The organism is Exiguobacterium sp. s132, assembly GCF_018617235.1.
Taxonomy (GTDB): domain Bacteria; phylum Bacillota; class Bacilli; order Exiguobacteriales; family Exiguobacteriaceae; genus Exiguobacterium; species Exiguobacterium profundum.
In genome coordinates this window covers 1,131,359-1,154,274 of record NZ_JACSJU010000001.1, presented here as the reverse complement: position 1 = coordinate 1,154,274, position 22,916 = coordinate 1,131,359, and the positions used below count along the sequence as shown (strand labels likewise).

General features: G+C 47.7%; 19 protein-coding genes. 17 read left to right on the top strand and 2 right to left on the bottom strand.

Annotated elements, in window-relative coordinates; all coding sequences use genetic code 11:
• Positions 1-149 precede the first annotated feature (149 nt).
• The 5 genes from lepA to hemW all read left to right on the top strand — a co-directional run bounded on the left by lepA (position 150) and on the right by hemW (position 6,713).
• Positions 150-1,973 (top strand): translation elongation factor 4, encoded by a 1,824-nt coding sequence (lepA, locus tag KNO78_RS05925; protein WP_196430887.1) that lies wholly within the window; start codon positions 150-152, stop codon positions 1,971-1,973.
• A 114-nt stretch (positions 1,974-2,087) separates the two neighbouring features.
• Complete coding sequence (gene serC / locus KNO78_RS05920; RefSeq protein WP_196430886.1) at positions 2,088-3,158, top strand: 3-phosphoserine/phosphohydroxythreonine transaminase; 1,071 nt, start codon at positions 2,088-2,090, stop codon at positions 3,156-3,158.
• On the top strand, positions 3,136-4,299 hold the full coding sequence (locus KNO78_RS05915; protein ID WP_214690737.1) for a phosphoglycerate dehydrogenase: 1,164 nt from the start codon (positions 3,136-3,138) through the stop codon (positions 4,297-4,299). Before serC ends, KNO78_RS05915 begins: the two co-directional genes overlap by 23 nt.
• Before the next feature lie 10 nt (positions 4,300-4,309).
• A complete protein-coding gene (locus KNO78_RS05910; RefSeq protein WP_214690738.1) occupies positions 4,310-5,491 on the top strand; it encodes a DUF1015 domain-containing protein in 1,182 nt (393 codons plus the stop codon).
• A gap of 67 nt (positions 5,492-5,558) precedes the next feature.
• Positions 5,559-6,713 (top strand): radical SAM family heme chaperone HemW, encoded by a 1,155-nt coding sequence (gene hemW, locus KNO78_RS05905; protein ID WP_214690739.1) that lies wholly within the window; start codon positions 5,559-5,561, stop codon positions 6,711-6,713.
• A gap of 44 nt (positions 6,714-6,757) precedes the next feature.
• Here the strand turns inward: hemW and KNO78_RS05900 are convergent, their stop codons facing one another.
• Positions 6,758-7,363: a DUF1054 domain-containing protein gene (locus KNO78_RS05900; RefSeq protein WP_012726669.1), complete on the bottom strand. Its 606-nt coding sequence runs from the start codon at positions 7,361-7,363 to the stop codon at positions 6,758-6,760.
• A gap of 199 nt (positions 7,364-7,562) precedes the next feature.
• Between KNO78_RS05900 and hrcA the strand changes: the two genes are divergently transcribed.
• From hrcA to KNO78_RS05870, 6 genes are all read left to right on the top strand, one after another.
• Positions 7,563-8,585 carry a heat-inducible transcriptional repressor HrcA gene (hrcA, locus tag KNO78_RS05895; RefSeq protein WP_074036577.1) on the top strand — a complete coding sequence of 341 codons (1,023 nt, stop codon included), beginning with the start codon at positions 7,563-7,565 and terminating at the stop codon, positions 8,583-8,585.
• Between the two features lie 17 nt (positions 8,586-8,602).
• Positions 8,603-9,190 (top strand): nucleotide exchange factor GrpE, encoded by a 588-nt coding sequence (gene grpE, locus KNO78_RS05890; RefSeq protein ID WP_012726667.1) that lies wholly within the window; start codon positions 8,603-8,605, stop codon positions 9,188-9,190.
• A gap of 29 nt (positions 9,191-9,219) precedes the next feature.
• A complete protein-coding gene (gene dnaK, locus KNO78_RS05885; RefSeq protein WP_159562505.1) occupies positions 9,220-11,046 on the top strand; it encodes a molecular chaperone DnaK in 1,827 nt (608 codons plus the stop codon).
• A gap of 110 nt (positions 11,047-11,156) precedes the next feature.
• On the top strand, positions 11,157-12,263 hold the full coding sequence (gene dnaJ, locus KNO78_RS05880) for a molecular chaperone DnaJ (protein WP_012726665.1): 1,107 nt from the start codon (positions 11,157-11,159) through the stop codon (positions 12,261-12,263).
• 18 nt (positions 12,264-12,281) lie between these two features.
• Entirely contained in the window at positions 12,282-13,220 is a 939-nt protein-coding gene (gene prmA, locus KNO78_RS05875; RefSeq protein WP_078147163.1) for a 50S ribosomal protein L11 methyltransferase, read from the top strand.
• Between the two features lie 3 nt (positions 13,221-13,223).
• Entirely contained in the window at positions 13,224-13,973 is a 750-nt protein-coding gene (locus KNO78_RS05870) for a 16S rRNA (uracil(1498)-N(3))-methyltransferase (protein ID WP_214690740.1), read from the top strand.
• 47 nt (positions 13,974-14,020) lie between these two features.
• Here KNO78_RS05870 and KNO78_RS05865 read toward each other — a convergent pair whose 3' ends face one another.
• Positions 14,021-17,677, bottom strand: coding sequence for a S8 family serine peptidase (locus KNO78_RS05865; RefSeq protein ID WP_214690741.1), 3,657 nt, complete (start codon positions 17,675-17,677; stop codon positions 14,021-14,023).
• A gap of 308 nt (positions 17,678-17,985) precedes the next feature.
• Between KNO78_RS05865 and KNO78_RS05860 the strand changes: the two genes are divergently transcribed.
• The 6 genes from KNO78_RS05860 (at position 17,986) to deoC (ending at position 22,887) form a co-directional block, all read left to right on the top strand.
• Complete coding sequence (locus KNO78_RS05860; RefSeq protein WP_214690742.1) at positions 17,986-18,609, top strand: class I SAM-dependent methyltransferase; 624 nt, start codon at positions 17,986-17,988, stop codon at positions 18,607-18,609.
• 16 nt (positions 18,610-18,625) lie between these two features.
• Positions 18,626-19,093 (top strand): S-ribosylhomocysteine lyase, encoded by a 468-nt coding sequence (locus KNO78_RS05855; RefSeq protein ID WP_012726660.1) that lies wholly within the window; start codon positions 18,626-18,628, stop codon positions 19,091-19,093.
• A 1-nt stretch (position 19,094) separates the two neighbouring features.
• The gene (locus KNO78_RS05850) at positions 19,095-20,033 is read left to right on the top strand and encodes a PLP-dependent cysteine synthase family protein (RefSeq protein WP_196430878.1); all 939 of its coding nucleotides are present in this window, start codon (positions 19,095-19,097) and stop codon (positions 20,031-20,033) included.
• The gene (locus KNO78_RS05845) at positions 19,999-21,156 is read left to right on the top strand and encodes a bifunctional cystathionine gamma-lyase/homocysteine desulfhydrase (protein WP_074036592.1); all 1,158 of its coding nucleotides are present in this window, start codon (positions 19,999-20,001) and stop codon (positions 21,154-21,156) included. The genes KNO78_RS05850 and KNO78_RS05845 overlap by 35 nt, the downstream gene beginning before the upstream one ends.
• Before the next feature lie 107 nt (positions 21,157-21,263).
• Positions 21,264-22,142, top strand: coding sequence for an EamA family transporter RarD (gene rarD / locus KNO78_RS05840; protein WP_074036593.1), 879 nt, complete (start codon positions 21,264-21,266; stop codon positions 22,140-22,142).
• Between the two features lie 79 nt (positions 22,143-22,221).
• The gene (deoC, locus tag KNO78_RS05835; RefSeq protein WP_012726656.1) at positions 22,222-22,887 is read left to right on the top strand and encodes a deoxyribose-phosphate aldolase; all 666 of its coding nucleotides are present in this window, start codon (positions 22,222-22,224) and stop codon (positions 22,885-22,887) included.
• Positions 22,888-22,916 lie beyond the last annotated feature (29 nt).

The following is a 22,916-nucleotide window of genomic DNA, read 5'->3' as shown; positions in this document are numbered from 1 at the left end:
ACAATTGTAGCAAACGGTTATATGAAAAGCAACCACTTGATGATTATTCTGAAAACTATCTGTGGTATTGTTGTAGTAGGTCGTACACATTACTTTAGGATTTTGATATAATGACACGGTATGCATGAGAAGGATAGGTGAACCCATATATGAACAAACAAGAATTAGAGAATCGTCAGAAGAAGATTCGTAACTTTTCCATCATCGCGCACATCGATCATGGAAAGTCGACGCTCGCTGACCGGATTCTTGAGAAGACTGGTGCACTCACGGCTCGTGAGATGAAAGAGCAGACGCTTGACGCGATGGACTTGGAGCGTGAGCGTGGAATTACAATCAAATTGAACGCCGTCAAATTGAACTATACGGCGAAAGACGGAGAAGAGTATATTCTTCACTTGATCGACACGCCAGGACACGTCGACTTCACATATGAAGTGTCACGTTCGCTTGCGGCATGTGAAGGTGCAATTCTCGTCGTCGACGCAGCGCAAGGAATTGAAGCGCAAACCCTTGCGAACGTTTATTTAGCACTCGATAACGACCTTGAAATCATTCCGGTCATTAATAAAATCGACTTGCCGTCAGCGGATGTCGAGCGGGTCCGTCAAGAGATTGAAGACGTCATCGGCCTCGATGCGAGTGATGCGGTCCCGACTTCTGCAAAAGCGGGAATCGGGATTGAAGAGATTCTCGAACAAATCGTGGAACTTGTCCCTCCGCCGACAGGTGACCCGTCTGAACCATTGCAAGCACTGATTTTTGACTCATACTATGACGCTTACCGCGGTGTCGTCGCATCGATTCGTATCGTGAACGGTTCAGTCAAAGTAGGAGACAAAGTTCAAATGATGGCGACTGGCAAGACGTTCGAAGTGACGGACCTCGGTGTGTCGACGCCAAAACCGATCTCTGTTAAAGAATTGAACGTAGGAGACGTTGGTACGCTTTCTGCATCCATTAAAACAGTAGGAGATGTTCGCGTCGGGGATACGATCACACTTGCTAAAAACCCGGCAACGAGTCAGCTACCTGGTTATCGCAAGATGAACCCGATGGTTTACTGTGGTTTGTATCCGATTGATGCGGCTAAGTACAATGATCTTCGTGAGGCACTTGAAAAGCTCCAGCTCTCAGATGCCGCACTCGAGTTTGAACCAGAGACGTCGCAAGCGCTCGGTTTTGGTTTCCGTTGTGGATTCCTCGGCATGCTTCATATGGAAATCATTCAAGAGCGGATTGAACGTGAGTTTAACATCGACTTGATTACGACGGCACCATCGGTAATTTATCACGTGACGACGACTTCAGGCGAAGTAATTCACGTCGATAACCCATCGAAGATGCCAGAGCAACAAAAGGTTGATTCAATCGAAGAACCATACGTCAAGGCGGCTGTCATGACACCAAACGACTACGTAGGTGCAATCATGGAACTTTGCCAGAAGAAACGCGGAACGTTCATCGATATGCAATACATCGATACGACTCGCGTCAAAATCACGTACGAGATTCCGCTCAGTGAAATCGTCTATGATTTCTTCGATCAGTTGAAATCGAGCACGAAAGGCTACGCGTCTCTCGATTATGAGTTGATCGGCTACCGTCAATCGCGTCTCGTGAAGATGGATATCTTGCTCAATAACGAAATCGTCGATGCCCTCAGCTTCATCGTTCACCGTGACTTCGCGTACGAACGTGGGAAGGTCATTGTTGAGAAGCTTAAAGCTCTCATTCCACGGATGCAGTTCGAAGTTCCAGTCCAAGCGGCCGTTGGAACTAAAATCGTCGCACGTTCTACGATTAAAGCACTTCGTAAAAACGTTTTGGCTAAATGTTATGGGGGAGATATCTCACGTAAACGGAAACTCCTCGAGAAACAAAAAGAAGGTAAGAAGCGCATGAAGATGGTCGGGTCCGTCGAAGTCCCGCAAGAAGCGTTTATGTCTGTTCTCTCTATGGACGAAGAATAATGAGTTTGAGTCGCCCTGATTTTCGAATCAGGGCGATTTTGTATTTCAGGCAGGAAATGCCCTTTCATATAAGGAAGAGTAAACCCTTAGACAGACTATAGAGGAGGAAACACCGTGTCGACGTATACATACTCTGCGGGTCCTGGCATGCTACCGACAGAAGTGATGCAAGAGATTCAACAACATCTTTTGACGTTTGAGTATGAAGGCGTTTCGATTATCGAAACGAGTCATCGCTCAGCGTCTTTCGAACGTGTGGTCGACTCTCTTGAATTGAGATTGAGAAGACTCATGCATATCCCTGAGAATTACGCTGTGCTTTGGCTACAAGGCGGTGCGACGTTACAATTTTCAATGATTCCGATGAATTTACGGAAGCGGAATCGATTCGCTTATGTGGATACGGGCATCTGGTCTAAAAAAGCGATGGAAGATGCGAAACACTTTGGAGAGGTCGATGTCATTCACCCATTGGTAGATGCGACGGGAAAGATGTCGTTTGAATCGAGCCTTGTCCAAGAGGTGGACTATCTCCATGTGACACTGAACAACACGATTGAAGGGACTCGATTTACACATCTCCCTGAAATCGATGTCCCGCTGATTGCAGATGCTTCCTCGAACATTCTAGCCGAGCAAATCGATGTGGAGCGCTTCGGGGTGATTTATGCCGGAGCCCAAAAGAATATCGGACCTGCAGGACTGACGGTCGTCATCATCCGTCGGGATTTGATTCAGTCGCTTGAGTTGCCGAGTTATCTTCAGTATGGGTCACATGTCGATACGTTATTCAATACACCATCGACCTTCAGCATGTATGTAGCAGAGCGTGTATTGAAGTGGGTGGAAGACCGCGGAGGCGTCGAAGCGATGGAACGATTGAATCATCAGAAAAGTGACAGGGTCTATTCCTATCTTGAAGAGTCGACCTGCTTTTCTCCAATTGTTTCGGGGGAATGTCGTTCATTGACGAACATCCCATTTACAACGGGAGATCAAGAGATGGATCGGCGATTTGAACGATACGCTTTAGAACGTGGATTGCTCGAACTCGGTGGTCATCGTTCGGTAGGGGGCTTACGTGCAAGTCTGTATAACGCGATGCCGCTAGAAGGGGCAGAACGCCTCGTCGACGTCATGAGAGCATTCGAGGAGGAAACCCATGTATCACATCAAAACATTTAATCAAATCGCTGCCGCTGGTCTGAAACGATTTGAGCCAAGCGAGTACGTCATCAATGCATCGGATCAAGCCGATGCTTGGGTACTGAGAAGTCATCAAGTCCACGAAGAGGATATCTCTCCCTATCTTCTCGCCATCGCTAGAGCAGGGGCCGGTGTCAACAACCTTCCGCTCGATCAACTTGCGAAGCGAGGAATCGTCGCGTTTCATACACCTGGTGCGAATGCGAATGCGGTGAAAGAACTCGTCCTTGCGAGCATGATCCTCTCGGTACGACCCATTGTGAAAGGACTCAATTGGGTGAATGAACAGACTATCGCATCGCAATCGCAATTAGAAGAAGCGATGGAAGTGCAAAAACGACAATTCCTCGGAGCGGAGTTGCGAGGCAAAAAAGTAGGGATTATCGGTCTAGGAGCCATCGGTGCGTCGCTAGCCAACGATCTTCTCCAGCTTGGGGTCGATGTTATCGGATACGATCCCCATCTCTCGGTTGATGCCGCCTGGAATATTTCGAAACACGTCACGCGTGCCAAACATTTAAGTGAGGTACTGGGAAATGTTGACTTATTGTCGATTCATATGCCTTTGACTGAGGAGACTCGATTCAGCATTGACCAGAGTTGGTTCGAACGGATGAAACCGGGGATGACTGTTTTGAACTTTGCGCGAGGAGAGCTCGTGAAAGATGATGACTTATTGAAGGCGTTGCATCATCATGTGGGACTGTATGTGACCGACTTCCCCCGTCACACGTTGATTGGTCATCCGCAAGTCATGGCACTGCCTCACCTCGGTGCATCGACTAAAGAATCGGAAGTTAATTGTGCCATTCAAGCAGTGGAGACGCTGAAGTTGTATCTCGAGACAGGGAATATTCGTTCGTCTGCTAATTTTCCGAACGTCGAGCTTCCTTACACCGGTAAACGCCGTCTTGGAATCTTGCATCGAAACGTCCCGAACATGGTCGGTCAAATCACGGGAGAACTTGCCTCACATGGATTGAATATCGATAACATGGTCAATCGTAGCCGCGGGGAGATGGCGTATACGTTAATTGATTTAGACAACAGTGAGCATGAACCGTTATCGATTCATGCGCTGTATGAAATACAGGGCGTCATCCGCGTCCGGGAATTTTAAGGAGGATCTTATGGTCGTATTTAAACCGTTCAGCCCTTATATGCCTGCGCATCCGGAACGTGTCGCCGCAGACCCGTACGATGTCGTATCGATTGAAGAGGCGCAAGCCGTCATTTCAGAAAATCCTGATTCTTTTTTAGCAGTTGATAAGCCGGAAGCACTTCAATCCGACCTTTCGCTTGAGAAGTGGGGGGATTTGGCGCGTCATGAGCTAGAACGTCTCTATGAGAAGGAGTTGACGGAACGTCCGAATGGATTTTACGTCTATCGATTGACATCGGGACAACGTCAGCAAACCGGTTTAGTCGCCACCTTTTCAGTCGCGGATTATGAAGCCGGTCGAATCAAGATTCACGAATATACACGGGAGGCGAAGGAGCGGGAACGTGTCGAGCATGTCCGGGCGACGCGAGCGCACACCGGTCCTATTCTACTCAGTCATCCTCCACATGCAAACTTGAAGCAAATCTTACATAAAGCGACAGACGGAGACCCGTTGTTCTCGTTCACGGATGAACGAGGCGTCATGCATGAAGGATTCATGGTTCCAAACCGTGAACTCGCTCGTGTCATGATGATTGGCGCAACCATCCCGTCGATCTACATTGCGGATGGACATCATCGTGCGAAAGCGGCAGCGGTCGTTTCCGGGATGGGTGGGGATCGTTCTCAAAAGAATGAACGTACACACTTCTTAGGTGTCCTCTTCCCGAGTGACGAATTGACGATTTTGCCGTATCATCGCGTGCTGACAGCGATTAGTCCAGAAGAGGTGGAGAATATGTTAGACGGACTCTCGTTTTCATACATGATCAATGAGGAGGATGGTCTTGTCCTGCCGAAAGAACATGGCGTCTTCGGAGTCGCCTATCGAGGGAAATATTATCAGTTGACGAAACGGCAAGAGGACAAGGCGCTAGACGTTGCCATCTTACAACGAGATATACTAACGCCGTACTTCAACGTCGAGGATATTCGTACAGACGCGAGAGTCGATTTTGTCGGTGGGAACAAGACGGCCTCGGAATTAGAGAAGCTGACTAAAGTACCAGATCGATTGCTTTTCACGTGCCATGAGACAACGATGTCACAACTGATGCGCGTGGCGGATGATGGTGGCCAGATGCCCCCAAAATCAACCTGGTTCGAGCCGAAATTGAAGAGTGGTTTATTCATTCATCGATTCGATTGATGGCGCAGGCTGGAAAGAACAGACGAAAAGCGTTATAAATGGAATGAGAAGAAAGGGGTGGCCGAAATTGGCTAAAGCCGTATATCTTCACATTCCATTTTGTGAACATATTTGTTATTACTGTGATTTCAACAAGGTGTTTTTAAAAAATCAGCCTGTTGATGCTTATTTAGATGCATTAGAGCGAGAGATGGTATTGACGCTCGAGGCGTTTCCGACAGAGCGGATTGATACCATCTTTATCGGAGGCGGGACACCGACCGCGCTCAATGAGGAGCAGATGGCGCGCCTGATGGATATGGTCCGCCAACACCTTCTGCCACTCGCGTCAGATGACCTCGAATATTCTGTCGAAGCGAACCCGAACTTTGTGAGTGCGGAAAAGCTTGATACGATGAAAGCAGGTGGCGTCAACCGGCTCAGTTTCGGTGTCCAGACGTTTGATGATGGTGGACTGGAGCGCATCGGCCGTACGCATCGTGCGGATGATGTGTTCGAGACGGTAAGTGAAGCGGCAAAACGCTTTGACAATATCTCGATTGACCTGATGTTTGGTCTTCCGGAACAAACACTTGAACAAATTGACCGTGATTTAGAGCTAGCGCTTAAATTACCGATTCAACATGTATCCTCTTATTCGTTGATTCTCGAACCGCATACCGTCTTTGCGATTCAAGATCGAAAAGGGAAGCTCCGTTTACCGGGAGAAGATGTCGAAGTCGAAATGTACTTGAAAGTGATGGAGACGCTTGAACGCCATGGTCTCCAACAATATGAGATTTCCAACTATGGCTTGCCTGGTCGGGAGAGCCGTCACAATCAAGTGTACTGGCGCAATGAAGAGTACTATGGATTCGGAGCCGGAGCGCATAGTTATTTGAATGGGACACGTCGCGCCAATATCGCTCCAATTCCTCACTATATTAAAGCAGAAGGCATCCCTGTGAAACGGGTGACCGAACTAGAAGAAGTGGAAAAGATGGAAGAAGAGTTATTCCTTGGCCTGCGTATGCGTTCCGGGGTCTCGCTTCAGACGTTTGAACAGAAGTACGGAGTGTCGCTCGATGATGTGTTCGGTCACGTCATCGAAGAGTTGGTGAAGAAGTCACTGATTGAACGGACGGACACACATATCCGTCTAACGGCATCCGGTTTGCCACTCGCCAATGAAGCCTTTGCAGCCTTTATTGGAGAAGCAAAACTTGAACATGCTGATTCATAAAAAAATGGACAAGTCCCTCGTGAGGATTTGTCCATTTTCTTATATTACAAGACGAGATCACGATAGAGCGGTGTAAGCCGACCGAACGTGTCTTCGACCAACGCGAGAAATGCGTCTTCATTTTGAAGAATCGACGCATCGGCAGGAAGTTGACGGCCGATCAAGAAATCAGCCTTTTTCACAGTGCCGAATCGCTCAAGTAGCGATTGAATGTCTTCAGTTGACGTATCTTCAACAAGTAACGCTTCTTTTTTCATATGGTCGCCCGCGATATGGAAATCAGGGAATGTTGATTTCAAATCGATTTGTTGCAGGTGTTTCGCGATGGCGTCCTTGTTCGGCATCTCATAGATGAACGCTAGCCAGATGAAGACACGATCGTCGAAAAGCCCAACTTGTAAGTGCGGATGTTTTTTGTACCCACGTTTGTCGTGACAAATCGCCATCCACGTATCTTTCGGTGGGTTCACCGTCCGACGAGCGTGCTTCGCCACATGCAAATAAAGAGGAATACCGACATCAGCTTCAAGCTCTGGCCCGACCTCGTCATAAATCCGATGGAAGAGCGGTTGAATATCCGAACGGATGCCAGACATTCGTTCGTCGAGTCCATCCTGTTTAAATACATTAAATTGTTTTGTTGTAAACATTTAATCACCTCATCATCTATTCTACCGAAATGGGCTTTTATTTTCATTTCGTAGGTTTGCTATCGTGAAAAAAGGTGAAAAAATCCGAGTGTATGAATTGACAAATAGTGAGAACATGATAATATTTGAAGTGTGATTAGCACTCGTTAAATATGAGTGCTAATAAAGCGGGGTAACCTTTTCAGAGAGGAGTGATGTTGTGCTGACAGATCGACAATTGCTCATTCTTCGAGCCATCATTGACGATTACATCCAGACGGCTCAGCCGGTCGGTTCTCGGACATTGTCGAAACGAGACGATTTGACGTTTAGTTCAGCAACGATTCGGAATGATATGGCCGATTTGGAAGACATGGGGCTGATTGAAAAACCACATACTTCTGCAGGTCGCATCCCGTCAGAGGTCGGCTATCGATATTACGTGGACCACCTCGTCGAGAAGCAGATCATCGACGAACGGGAGACAGGTCGACTAGAAGAACGTTTGAAACAATCTTCAAAAGAGTCTGAGATCCTGATTCGACAAGCTGCAGATCTCCTTTCTGATTTGACCAATTATACGACGGTCGCCCTCGGTCCGAACAGCCAAATGGAAACGTTGGCCCGTGTGGACTTTATGCCATTAGACGAGCGGCGTGGTGTCGTTCTCATCGTCACGGATCAAGGTCACGTCGAGCATCGTACCGTCATGTTTGAATCGCGTGTCGCTCCTGACGTCATCGAGGAAACGATTCGACTGTTGAACGACCGCCTTGTCGGAACGCCAATCGGACAATTGAAAATCCGGATTGGGGAGGAAGTTGCCAAATTGCAACTCGCTCAGCGACAGCAGTACGAGAACATGATGCAACTGATTCAATCGACGCTCGGAATCCAAACGCCGTCTTCGCTTTATCTCGGGGGCAAGAAGAAAATCTTCAATCAACCCGAGTTTCAGACGCTCGACACGTTACGCCCATTCCTAGAATGGATTGATGAGCAAGAACGATTGACGCACTGGCTCGAATCGTTGCCAAATCGTGAGATTTATGTGAGCATTGGGAGCGAGAACGGAATTGTCGCCCTTCAAAATTGTAGTGTCATCACCTCGGATTATACACTAGACGGAAAAACATTCGGTACAATCGCTATGATTGGTCCAACGCGTATGAATTACCGTCATGGTGTCCAAATGATGGGACAAATTATCGAAGCGTTGCGACGAACGAAACTAGATGAGTGACGGAAAGGAGTTTTATTATGACAGCAGATCACCAAAACGGGCACGAGCAAGATGACGTGCTTGAAGAAAAATCTGTAGACTCGGCACAAACAGAAGAGAATGAGTCGACTGAATCAAATGAAGATGAGGTTTTAAATGCTGAGATTGTGGAAGAAAGTTCTGAGGGGACGGACTTACAAAAAGAAATCGAAGCGTTGAAAGCGAGCGAGCTCCGCATTCGTGCCGACTTTGACAACTTCCGTCGTCGGACGAACGAAGAGAATGCCAAACGCGTCAAGTTTGCTTCACAGTCTGTCATTGAAAAATTGATTCCGCTCATTGACAACTTTGAGCGTGCACTTCAAGTAAACGCAACTTCAGAGGATGCGAAGCAGATTCAATCAGGAGTCGATATGATTCATCGTCAACTGCTTGACGTATTAAATGCTGAGCAAGTCGAAGTGATTGAAGCAGTCGGACAGCCGTTCGACCCGAATTTCCATCAAGCAGTCATGCAAGAACCGAGCGATGAGTTCGAGTCAGGTATCGTGACGATGGAGCTTCAAAAAGGATATACGATGCATGGTCGAGTCATTCGCCCGAGCATGGTAAAAGTCGCAGAATAACACTACTTAACGAGACGGAGGAATAAACGATGGGTAAAATTATCGGTATTGACTTAGGGACTACAAACTCATGTGTGGCAGTAATGGAAGGTGGCGAAGCAGTCGTCATCTCGAACGCAGAAGGTAACCGTACGACTCCTTCGGTTGTTGCATTCAAAGGAGAAGAGCGTCAAGTAGGTGAGGTCGCGAAACGTCAGGCCATCACGAACCCGAATACGATCCAATCAATTAAACGTCACATGGGAACGTCACATACAGTCGACGTAGACGGCAAAAAATTCACACCACAAGAAATCTCGGCAATCATTTTGCAAAAGTTGAAGAAAGATGCTGAAGACTACCTCGGTGAAACAGTCACGGAAGCCGTCATCACAGTTCCTGCATACTTCAACGACGCGGAGCGTCAAGCGACAAAAGATGCTGGTAAGATTGCTGGTCTTGATGTCAAGCGAATCATCAACGAGCCAACAGCTGCGGCACTCGCTTACGGTCTTGATAAAGGCGAAGACCACACGATTTTGATCTATGACCTCGGTGGTGGTACGTTTGACGTTTCAATCCTTGAGCTTGGCGACGGAGTATTCGAAGTTGTCGCAACAGCTGGTGACAACCGTCTCGGTGGAGATGACTTCGACCAAAAAGTCATCGACTACCTCGTTGCAGAATTCAAAAAAGAAAATGGTATCGACCTCGGGAAAGATAAGATGGCACTTCAACGTTTGAAAGATGCAGCTGAAAAAGCGAAGAAAGACCTTTCAGGTGTGACAAGTGCACACATCAGCCTTCCGTTTATCACAGCAGGTGAAGCAGGTCCACTCCACTTGGAGATGACACTCACACGTGCGAAATTTGAAGAATTGACGGCTGACCTTGTCGAACGCACAATGGAACCGACGCGTCGTGCTTTAAAAGATGCAGGACTTACACCATCTGACCTCGACAAGATCATTCTCGTCGGTGGTTCGACACGTATCCCTGCTGTTCAAAAAGCAATCCACGACTTCACGAAGAAAGAGCCGTTCAAAGGGGTAAACCCGGATGAAGTCGTTGCACTTGGTGCAGCAATTCAAGGTGGAGTTCTTGCTGGAGACGTGAAAGACGTCGTTCTTCTCGATGTGACTCCACTCTCACTTGGAATCGAGACAATGGGTGGCGTGATGACGAAACTCATCGATCGCAACACGACAATCCCGACATCGAAATCACAAGTGTTCTCGACTGCAGCCGATAACCAGCCTGCTGTTGACATCCACGTCCTTCAAGGGGAACGTCCGATGGCACCAGACAACAAGACACTTGGTCGCTTCCAATTGACGGACATCCCACCAGCACCACGTGGTGTGCCGCAAATCGAAGTAAAATTCGATATCGATGCAAACGGAATCGTTCATGTATCGGCGAAAGACCTCGGTACGAACAAAGAACAATCGATCACAATCCAATCTTCTTCAGGTATCGATGAGGCGGAAATCGAGCGTATGGTGAAAGAAGCAGAAGCGAACGCAGAAGCAGATAACAAACGTAAAGAAGAAGCAGAACTTCGCAACGAAACAGACCAACTCGTCTTCGCGACAGACAAGGCAATCAAAGATCTTGGTGAGCAAGTAGAAGAGGCGGACAAAGAAAAAGCAGAAGCTGCGAAAGAAAAAGCGAAAACTGCTCTCGAAGGTTCAGACCTTGAGGCGATCCGTACAGCCAAAGACGAATTGTCAGCTGTCGTTCAAGAGTTGACGCAAAAAGTATATGCTAAAATGGCTGAACAGCAAGGTGCTGAAGGCGCAGAACCACAGGCGGAAGCGAAACAGGACGATAATGTCGTGGACGCAGAGTTTGAGGATCTCGACGACCGTAAATAAACAGCCGTTGTAAAGGAGAGCGCCAAAGCAGGTTTCTGCTTTGGCTCTTTCCATGTTAAGGTAGAATCGGTAAAATCGATACGTAGTTAGTGAGGATAGGAGCGAGAATAGTGGCGAAACGAGATTATTATGAAGTGCTCGGGCTCGACAAGTCGGCCTCAGCACAAGACATCAAGCGGGCATATCGAAAATTAGCCCGTCAATATCACCCGGACATCAACCAAGAAGCAGATGCTGCCGACAAGTTCAAAGAGATTGGTGAAGCGTATGAAGTACTCTCAGACGAACAGAAACGGGCCCAGTATGACCGATTCGGTTTCGAAGGGGCCAATCAGTTCGGCGGTGGAGGTGACTTCCAAGGCGGCTTCGGAGATATCTTTGACATGTTTTTTGGAGGCGGTGGGCGCCGTCAAGATCCGAATGCACCACGTCGCGGTGAAGACTACCAGTACGTCGTCGATCTCGACTTCATGGAAAGTGTCACAGGTAAAACAGAGACGATTGAACTCGAAATCGAAGTAGAATGTGACACGTGTATGGGAAGCGGAGCAAAACCGGGCACGAAACCGGAAACGTGTAACCGATGTGGCGGTAGCGGCGTCGAAACGGTCGAACAGAACACGATTCTCGGTCGTATGGTCAATCAGCGTCCATGTAGCCAGTGTCACGGAAGTGGTAAGACGATTAAAGAAAAATGTCCGACTTGCCATGGTTCAGGTCATGTGAAGAAGAAACAAACAGTCGAGGTCAAAATCCCAGCCGGTATCGATAACGGTCAACAGATTCGTCTCTCTGGTAAAGGTGGTCCAGGCGTGAACGGTGGTCCAGCAGGAGACTTATACGTCGTCGTTCGTGTCAGAGCACATGAGATCTTTGAACGTGTCGACCAACACATCGCAATGGATATGCCAATTACATTCGCCCAGGCTGCTCTCGGTGCGGAAATCGAAGTACCAACAGTTCACGGGAATGTGAGCTTGAAAGTACCTGCAGGGACACAAACCGGTTCGAAATTCCGTTTACGCGGTAAAGGAATGCCGAGTGTTCGTGGTGGTGCAAATGGTGACCAGTATGTCAGTGTCATCGTGATGACGCCGAAAAACATGACAGACCGTCAAAAAGAGTTACTGCGTGAATTTGAAGAAATTAGCGGAGAGTCCGGTGTCGAAGAGGAACATGGCATGTTCCAAAAAATGAAAAAGTTCTTTAGTCACTAAAAGGAGTGTGTACGAACGATGAAATGGTCTGAAATTTGTGTCCACACGACACAACTTGCGGTAGAAGCAGTATCCAATTTACTACACGAAGTGGGGGCACAAGGTGTCGTCATCGAGGACGTGGAAGATTTCGACAGAATGATGGCGGAGGACCATTTCGGAGAAATTTGGGACGTTTCGGATCGTGAAACGTATCCAACTTCTGGCGTACACGTCAAAGCGTATGTCCCGGCCTCAGGTGATTTTCAAGATTTACTTTCGAATCTTAAAAAAGAAATCGAACGACTTCGCACGATGCTCGACATCGGATCTGGAGACGTCACGGTCGCTGAAATCGATGAAGAGGACTGGGCACACTCTTGGAAGCAGTATTATAAGCCGGTAAAGATTTCGCAACAACTAACCATCGTTCCTTTATGGGAAGAGTACACCCCGCAGCCGGAAGAGAATGTGATTTTGCTTGACCCGGGTATGGCGTTTGGCACAGGAACGCATCCGACGACAATGCTCTGCATTCAAGCGATTGAGAACTACATCCAGGAAGGTGACCGTGTCATTGATGTCGGTACAGGATCGGGTGTATTGTCGATTGCAGCAGCAAAACTTGGTGCAACGAAGGTAAAGGCACTAGACTTAGACTCGGTCGCAGTCGAAGCTGCTCGTCAAAACGTTGAGACGAACGGAGTGGGCGAACTCGTTCAAGTGGACACAGGTGATCTTCTGAAAGGTGTGGAAGGCGAGTACGATTTAGTCGTAGCGAACATTCTTGCTGACGTCATTCTCCTTTTCATCGAAGACGCCTATGCACGTACGAAGTCAGGTGGGCGCTTCATCACCTCTGGAATTATCGGAGAGAAGCGGGCTGAAGTGACGAATGCTTTGGTCGCTGCTGGATTTGAGATTGAAGAGACGCGCGTGATGGAAGACTGGGTCGCGATTATCGCCAAGAAGGGGTAAGTTATGCAACGTTATTTTTTGACAAAAGAAGCCTTTAAAGGCGAAACGGTGACCCTTCCTTCAGATGTGGTCCACCACATCGGTACAGTCTTACGACAAGGTCCTGGATATGAGATGGTCCTGTTGGATGGTACAGGTGTTGAGTATGCCTGTGTCGTGACATCGCTTGAGAAGAAGAGCGGGGAAGCGAAAGTCACGTCATCGCGACAGGCGACGACTGAGTTGCCAATCGAGGTGACTTTGGCGTATGCACTCCCGAAAGGGGACAAAGTCGAGCTCGTCGCCCAAAAAGCGACGGAGCTTGGCGTTCACCATCTGTTGCTGTTCGAATCAGCGCGCTCTGTCGCCAAATGGGATGGAAAAAAAGCTCCGAAAAAAGTGGAGCGGATTCAAAAGATTATGCAAGAAGCGGCTGAACAATCCTATCGTGCCGTTGTACCGACGTGTTCCTACATCTCTCCGAAAGAGCTTCATCAGAAAATGGAGGGCTATGATGCCGTCATCATCGCGTATGAAGAGTCGGCAAAAGAAGGGGAACAGTCTGCTTTCGCACAACTGTTGACTCAACTGAAACCGAAACAACGCGTTCTCGTCATCACGGGACCTGAAGGTGGATTCGATGTGAATGAAATCAATCAATGGACTCAGGCTGGAGCGACTGCATGTGCATTTGGACCACGCATTCTTCGGTCTGAAACGGCGCCGCTTTATGCATTATCTGCGATTTCTTTCGCGCTTGAACTCAACAAATGACATGAAAAACGGATGACCTGATTGAGGTCATCCGTTTTTTGTATCGCTTATTTTTTGTTAATTGTAATTACTTTTTTCGTGACGTTCCCGGCAAGGTCGGTCACTTCGAACGTGAAGGTATTCTTTCCTTTCGCTGTCACTGGAAGTGTGATTGTTCCCGTGCGTGAGAATGCACGCATCGCGTATGGTTCTTTCAACGTATAGTTCCATTTCAAGTCCCCGTTGACCCGAAGCTTGATTTCGTCGAAGTTATCCTTTACTTGAACTTTCACGTTTACAGACTTCTGTTTAGCCGATACGTTCTTCGGTACGTTTGTCACCGACAATGTTGCTTTCGTAGAGTCGACAAAGATTGGACGGACGAAGTTCGTCACGTTCCCAGCAGTGTCTTCTGCGACAAAGCGGACTTTGTGGAAACCATCCTTATATGTGCGTGTCGTATTGAACGTATATTGTTTCGCTGACGCGTCATATTTGAGTGGTACGTCGACCCCGTCTACCGTGAACGATGCGATTTCAGAGGCATCCTTGATTTGACCGATCAATGGAACGATGGATGTACCGTAAGGAGACAAGGCGAGTGGTGCATCGACAAAGATACCAGGTTTGGCCGCATCATTTTCTGTTGAAACATTTCGAGTGATCACGTTCCCGGCATTGTCTGACACACGAACTGAAAGCTGATCTGTAGTCTCGAGCGGCTGTTCAAGTGTGAAGTTCGCTGAAGCTTTCGCTTCTTTTGCCACGACTTTCCCGTTGATGAGGAATTCGATACCGTTGATTCCAGCAAAGTCATCCGACGCTTTGACGCTTGCTACGTTGTCGTCCCAACGAAGCGTGAAGCGTGGGTCTGTGTAATCTACTTTGACAGGAATGCGCATCGTTTGAGCTTGTTTCTTCATGTAATCGATGCTTGCTTCGATTTCATAGTAATATGTGCCTTTTGGCGCCATCTTCCCATTCAATTTTCCGTCCCAAGCGTTATCCGCTGCGTAATAGTAATAATCACCACTTCCGCCATCGAAGTAGTTCTTTCTCAATTCGTCTTCCATCTTGAGGGTGCGAAGGACGTTCCCTTTCTCATCTACGACGCGATATTTGATGTCTTTCGCATTGCGTAATAGCGAGAAGACTGGAGTAGCCGTATCTTTCGACCCGTCTCCGTCCGGTGAAATGGCAACCGCTTCGCTAGCCACAGATTCATCTAGTTTTTCACCTAAGTAGTTTCCTTCTGCATCCACCAATCCAGAGACGCCATAGAATGCGCCTTCTCCATAGATTGTCTCGTCAAAGATCGGCGCTTTGCCCCAATCCCCTTCAAATCCGACGATTGGAACGACGAGAGATGGATGACCGTCTGTACCGCGCGGATCAGTCAAACGAAGGAATCCGTCGACGAAATAGCCGTTCTCAAAGACAGATTTAGCGGATACAGTGCCTTCCAATGTTTCAGGATTCAACACTTTTGCTTTCGAGACATCGATTGAAACGTTAATTTCCTTCTTCTGTTTTGCTTTCAACGTGACTTTACTTGTGTTTGATCCGTTAATTTTAATGATCGCTTGTTGAAGTGCTTGCGCTTCCATCGCATTTTGAACGATTCCGTCTTTGTTTTTGACAGCGAGATCCGTTTGCAACGATGCGGCTACATCATAAGTTAACGATTCAGTCGACGTGTTCTCGACGACGATCGTGAACGATGCTTTGCTCTTCGACAACTCTTTTAAAGCGACTTTTGCTTCTTTTGTCGACTTCTCATATGCGACAGCAGGAGAGGTGACGGCTGCATGCAATTGCATTAGACCTGCTCCGGCCCGACGTGGTGAGTATGGGAGTGATTGTTTCAATTCTTGGTTATAAGGTCCGATATCTGTGACAGGCTTCGACGTGTTGAGTAACAAGTTTTTCGCCATCGTGACACGTGCTTTTCCACTCAATTTGAAGTCACGGTCCACACGCTCAAGGACGAGGGCCGCCCCTCCGGCAACGTGTGGTGCTGCCATCGATGTTCCGCTCATCAACCCATATTGGTTATCGTTGAACGTAGAGAAAATTTGGCCACCTGGAGCAGAAAGCTCTGGCTTGAAGTCAAGGTTCGGTGTGACGCCCCACGATGTGAAATCAGACATCGCACCGGCTGAACGGTTATTGACACTGATGCGGTCACCGGCAAACGTCACTTGAAGCGGAGCGTCTGCTAACTTGTCTTTCAGTTCATTCCCGTCCTGGATGCTGAGTGAAGCCATCGGAATTTGAGGTTGATCGAGAGCCATCGAGACATAATCGCCGTGCCCGACCGCACCACGTACGATGACACCTGCTGCGCCTTGCGCTTCAGCTGTTTTTTGGATCTGCGAGTAGAAGTAACCGCCGTCGCGAACAGCAAGGACGAGTTTTCCTTTTACGTCTTTTCCTTCATAATTCTCCGGTTGTCCGTCTCCGACATATACGATGTCGTATGTTCCTTCTTTGAAGGCAGGACCGTCTTGTTTCTTCCATCCAATCTTCTCATCACCGACTCTGAAAGCATCCAATTGAATTTGATCGTTCTCAAGAGAGGCGACCGATGTAGATGCTTGACTGACACTCGGCGCCCCAACGACGCCCGTATCTGGGTTTGAAGCAGTTGGCAAGTCAAATCCGTGACCGAAGTATGCGGAGTTCCCAGCAGAAATCGACATAAAGATGCCGTTGTCGACAGCACGTTGAACGGCTTGTTGCTCTGGAGAATCGGCATCGACGAAACCGGCTGTTGATCCGAGGCTCATGTTGATGACGTCAGCACCGAGTTTAATGGCATCATCAATTGCTTTGATGTAGATATCTCCATATGTAGACGCATAGTTCGGGTCGTTACTGAATACTTTCAATCCCAAAATTTGTGCTTCCGGTGCGACACCTTTGATCCCACCGTTTTCTAGGTCACCGTTTGCGGCAACTGTACCGGAAACGTGCTGTCCGTGCATTGAAGCGCCAGGTGAATCATCTTTGATGTCATCGTTCTCATCGTAGTAGTTATATGCGTATGGAACTTTCTCGTTGACGTATTCGCCTGGGAGACCGAACGATGTGATGGCTTGATTGACTTCTGATTGAGTCAACTCTGCCGTTTTAGCGTCGGTGATCTTATAATCCCGGTGCTCAGGGTCGATTCCAGAATCGATGACAGCGACGACAGTACCTTCTCCGGCAAATCCGTAATCTCCCCACGTTTGTTCGGCTTGAACCATGCCGTTACTCGTGATCATATCCGGTTTGACTTCAGGGCGCTCGTACTCGTTGACAATGTGAACGGTCGCCACTTCAGGTAATGCTTCGACTTTGGCGATTTCACTTGTAGATAAGAATGTAGAGAAGCCATTAAAGACGGTCGTGAACTCTTCAATCGGTGTAGCGGTTACGCCTTGTTTCTTCAAGGCAGACTTGGCACGTTTTTGCTCCGATTGAACAGATTGTTGTGCCTTATTTTGCTCTGATTTCGACAATTCATTAAATTTCTTCCCTTTTTGAGCGGCTTCGGCAATGGCAGGATCCCCGACGAGCTCTACAACGACCCGAACTTTTTTCTGTTTTTTCTCAAGAACCAATTTCGGTTTAACGGAAGCTTCTGCTGAAACAGAAGTTGTTCCAGCTTGAATCAGTGCAGGTGACAAGGCGATACATGTGGCGAGTGAAGCGTTTAAATAGATTTTTTTTCGTGACAACGTATGGACCCCCTAAAATTTGTTATTACCTGTAAATAATAAAGCATAGACTTACATTGAGAATTATCATATCGCTATTCAGATAAAAAAGAGTGGATTTATTTGTAAAATAGGTAAGTGTTTTTGCACAAATTTTAATGTTCTGACAATTACTAAAGACCTAACACATAAGACCTATATCCAATTGCATATGATGCGTGAATCTAGCGAATGACTTGAAATGAATAAAAAAACCTGTTAATGTAACGTTAAAGTTAAATACCAATAAAACATATCAAATTAGTAAGAATTAAGATTGGGGTAGCGATATGAACTTACCATTCATGGACATCTTTAAGGATTGGGCAAAGGATTATGATACGACGGTCGAGGGGCATGATGAGCAATATCACGAAGTCTTCATCGGTTATGAGCAAATGCTCGATGAGGTTGCCCTACATGTCGAAGGAAGGGTACTTGAGTTTGGTGTCGGAACAGGAAACTTGAGCAGTCGAATTATAAAAGGGCATCCGTTGATTGCGATTGAACCGTCGCCGGAAATGCGACAAATTGCTGTTGAAAAGTTGGGGATTGAAGTACTCGAAGGTGATTTTCTCCGATATCCGAAGTTATCACATGTAGATACGATCGTATCGTCATATGCTTTTCACCACTTGACAGATTCTGAAAAGGCCACGGCCATTGGTCGATATGTCGAAGACTGGGAACACCCGAAGTTCGTGTTGCTTGATACGATGTTTGAGTCACCAGCAGCTCGTCAGGACATCATCGATTGGGCGACTGCGAAAGGGTACTCGGACCTCGTCGAAGATTTAAATCGTGAATACTATCCATATACGTCAACGATTCGTTCCATGTTAGAAGCGAACGGATACAACGTGACGATGACGCAGAAAAACAAGTTTGTCTGGCTCGTAATAGCCACTAAATAACGAGGAGGAATTACTCATGAAAACATATAATGTTGAAAGTTTTAACTTGGATCATACGAAAGTACAGGCGCCGTTTGTCCGTTTAGCTGGTGTGAAAGAAGGGACGGCTGACACGATTTATAAATACGATATTCGTTTCATTCAACCGAACGAAGGACTCATGCCGATGCGCGCGGTTCATTCACTTGAGCATTTGATTGCCGAGAACAGTCGCAATCATTCCGAAGACATTGTCGATATCTCACCGATGGGTTGCCAGACAGGTTTCTATTGGACAATGCTCAATGATGGGAACTACGAACGAATGCTTGACCTCGTGGAAGCGACGTTGCGTGATGCGATGAACGCTGAGGAATTGCCTGCGCAAAACCCTGTTCAATGTGGGAATGCGAACCATCATGATTTCGAAGGTGCCAAAAAATTAGCGGCAGACATGCTCGCAAAACGTGATGAATGGCATATCGTCTTCAAGGACGAGGCATAAGATGATTGTCCGTGACGTCTATGAACTCATCGGAGACACACCGCTTATTGAACTTCGAACGCTTCCTATACCAGCGAATGTCAAAGTGTACGGAAAGCTCGAGATGATGAATCCAGGTGGGAGTGTCAAAGACCGACTCGGGATGAATTTGATTGAACGGGCGATTGAGCGTGGCGATGTGGCACCTGGTGGAACGGTGATCGAACCGACAGCAGGCAATACGGGAATCGGGCTTGCGCTCGCTTGTCAGCGATTCGGAATTCGACTCATGACGGTCACTCCTGAAAAATTCAGTCAAGAGAAGCAGGCATTGATGCGACTGCTCGGGGCCACCGTCGTCAACACGCCGACGGAACTCGGCATGAAAGGCGCGATCGCACATGCTATTGAGTTGGCCAAAGAACATGACGCCTATGTCCCAGAACAGTTCTCGAACCCAGATAACCCGGATGCTTATGTCGACATCCTTTCACATGAGTTGTTGAAAGATGTGCCACAAATTGATGTATTTGTAGCGGGAGCGGGATCAGGAGGCACGTTCACCGGTGTCGCCAAATCATTAAAGCCACTTGGGACGAAAACTGTCGTCGTGGAGCCGGTCGGTTCCATTATGAACGGCGGTGAACCAGGACCACATAAAACAGAAGGAATTGGCGTCGAAAAATGGCCACCATTTCTGGAGAAGTCTTACGTCGATGCGATTCATACCATCACAGATGAGGAAGCCTTCTATTACGTGGCACATCTAGCGAAACAGGAAGGCTTGCTCATCGGTAGTTCTTCAGGGGCTGCCATTGCAGCATGTGTAAAAGAAGCGAATCAATTGACGGAAGGCACGATTGTCACCATCTTGCCTGATAGCGCAGAACGATATTTAAGTCAAGGAATTGTCAAGGAGGCAGAACATGCGTACAAAGACAGCACTCATTCACGGCGGTAAAACGACGGACCCGTTGACAGGGGCCGTCACGCCACCGATTTATCAAACGAGCACGTATAAGCAAGACGGGATTGGCAACTTGCGAGAAGGGTACGAGTACTCACGATCAGCAAACCCGACTCGGACGGCATTAGAGACATTGATTGCCGACATCGAAGGCGGCGTGCAAGGATTTGCATTCGGATCTGGGATGGCAGCCATCTCGACGGTGCTTATGTTATTGAAATCTGGAGACCACGTCATCGTCGGGTCTGATGTATATGGAGGAACGTACCGTGTATTCAATCGAGTATTTCAGTCACGAGGCTTGGAAGCAACTTTTGTCGATACATCCGATGAAGCAGCGGTTCGGGATGCGCTTCAAGCGAACACGAAAATGATTTATGTCGAGACGCCGACAAATCCTCTCTTGAACGTGACGGACATTCGGGCGATGCGTACGATTGCCGATGAAGCAGATGTGTTACTCGTCGTGGACAATACGTTTATGACCCCTTACTTCCAAAATCCGATTGATCTTGGTGCAGACTACGTCCTTCACAGTGCCACGAAGTACTTAGGTGGACATAGTGACGTCGTAGCGGGACTTGTTGTCGCACGTACGGAAGAGCAGGGCGAGGCCTTGGCGTTCCTTCAAAACTCTGTTGGCGCAGTCCTTGGACCACAAGATAGCTTCCTTGTTGTACGGGGAATCAAGACGTTGGCTGTTCGGATGGAAGAGATTGAATCGAATGCACGAGCATTGGTTGAATTCCTTCAGTCGAACGAGTCTGTATCACGCGTGCTCCATCCAAGTGTATCCAGTGAGGAAGCGAAGCGGATTCATTTATCGCAGGCACGTGGATTCGGTGGGATGATCGCATTTGATGTCGGTTCAGCGGAAGCGGCAGAAATGATGGTAGCGAAGACGAAATACTTCACGCTCGCAGAAAGTTTAGGAGCGGTTGAGAGTTTGATCAGTGTTCCGGCACGCATGACACATGCCTCGATTCCAGCCGAACGCAGAGCGGAACTTGGCATCACCGATGGGCTCGTCCGTATTTCGGTCGGACTTGAGGACATTGATGACTTGATCGAAGACTTGGCACAAGCATTAACAGCAATTGAACAAGTGAAACAATAAACGGTCAGGGCGCGATTTCGCGCCTTTTTTTCATGAAACAAAAGTCTTGTATCGGGAGTCTTTCATCGACTAAACTGTCTTTAACTTGTAAGGGAGCGGGTGAACGTGTGAATAAGGGAGTATGGACGACAATCGGGGCGTACGTCATGTGGGGCGTCCTTCCGATTTATTGGAAATTTTTGCAAGAAGTACCGAGCGGTCAAATTTTAGCACATCGAATCGTTTGGTCATTTTTATTTATTCTGCTCGTTCTGAGATGGACAAATCAGTGGAAAGAGTTCGGTTACGCACTTCGACATCCGGCTACACGAAACGCATTCATGTTGAACGGATTCATCGTCAGTGCCAACTGGTTTGTATACATATGGGCTGTCAATCACGGATATATCATTGAAGCTTCTCTCGGGTACTACATCAATCCTCTCGTCAGTATGGTGTTAGGGGTGCTCGTCTTTCGGGAATCATTAAATCGAGTCCAATGGATGGCCGTTGGGATTGCATCAATTGGCGTCCTCGTCTTGACGTTAGGATACGGCACGTTCCCGTGGATTTCATTCGTCTTGGCGAGTACGTTCGGATTCTATGGAATGGTGAAGAAACGACGTCCTCTTGCTTCTACGGTCAGCCTAGGAATTGAAACGCTGGCGGTGGTCCCGGTGGCATTGCTCTTCCTCGGAAATCAAGTTGTCACCGACAATATTGCGTATAACATGTCGCCTGTCATTTGGATCGCCCTTCTTGGAACGGGCGTGGTCACGGCGTTACCTCTTCTCCTATTTGGGTACGGGGCACAACATATCCCGTTCACGCTTGTCGGGTTTCTTCAATTTATCGCACCGACACTTAGCTTGATTATCGGGGTCGTCATGTACCATGAACCGTTCACGGCATACCATGTCTTTGCCTTCACCTGCATTTGGCTCGCTATTTTCTTCTTTAGTTGGAACAGTTGGGTCGTCGCTCGTAAACGTCGTCAGTTGATTTAGATTTGAAAGCTGTTACATCTCATCAAAACATGGTAATATGTTAGATGTCAGACTTATTTGTCAGAGGAGGAAATGAATCATGGAATTAGCCCGTTATATCGACCACACAGCTTTAAAGGCTGAAACAACAAAAGATCAAATTACAACACTTTGTGCAGAAGCGCTCGAATACAAATTCGCAAGCGTTTGTGTCAACCCGACATGGGTCAAATATGCAGCAGAACAACTCAAGTCAGATGATGATGTCAAAGTATGTACAGTCATCGGTTTCCCACTTGGTGCAAACACACCTGAGGTAAAAGCATTTGAAACAAAAGATGCGATTGCCAATGGAGCAGATGAAGTAGACATGGTCATCAACATCGCAGCACTCAAAGATGCTGACTACGATCTCGTAGAACGTGACATCCGTGCGGTTGTCGAAGCGGCAAACGGTACACTCGTCAAAGTCATCTTCGAAACATGCATGCTTACAAAAGAAGAAATCAAAAAAGCTGCCGAACTTTCAGTGAAAGCTGGAGCAGACTTCGTCAAAACATCGACTGGTTTCTCGACTGGTGGCGCGACAGTTGAAGACATTCGCCTCATGCGTGAGACGGTCGGACCTGACATCGGCGTAAAAGCTTCAGGTGGCGTCCGTGACTTCGAAGGTGCGAAAGCGATGATCGATGCTGGTGCGACACGTATCGGTGCTTCAGCAGGTATCGCGATTGTCACTGGTGGACGTTCAGACAGCGACTATTAATAAGTGGTTGACCACACGACTTAATTTCA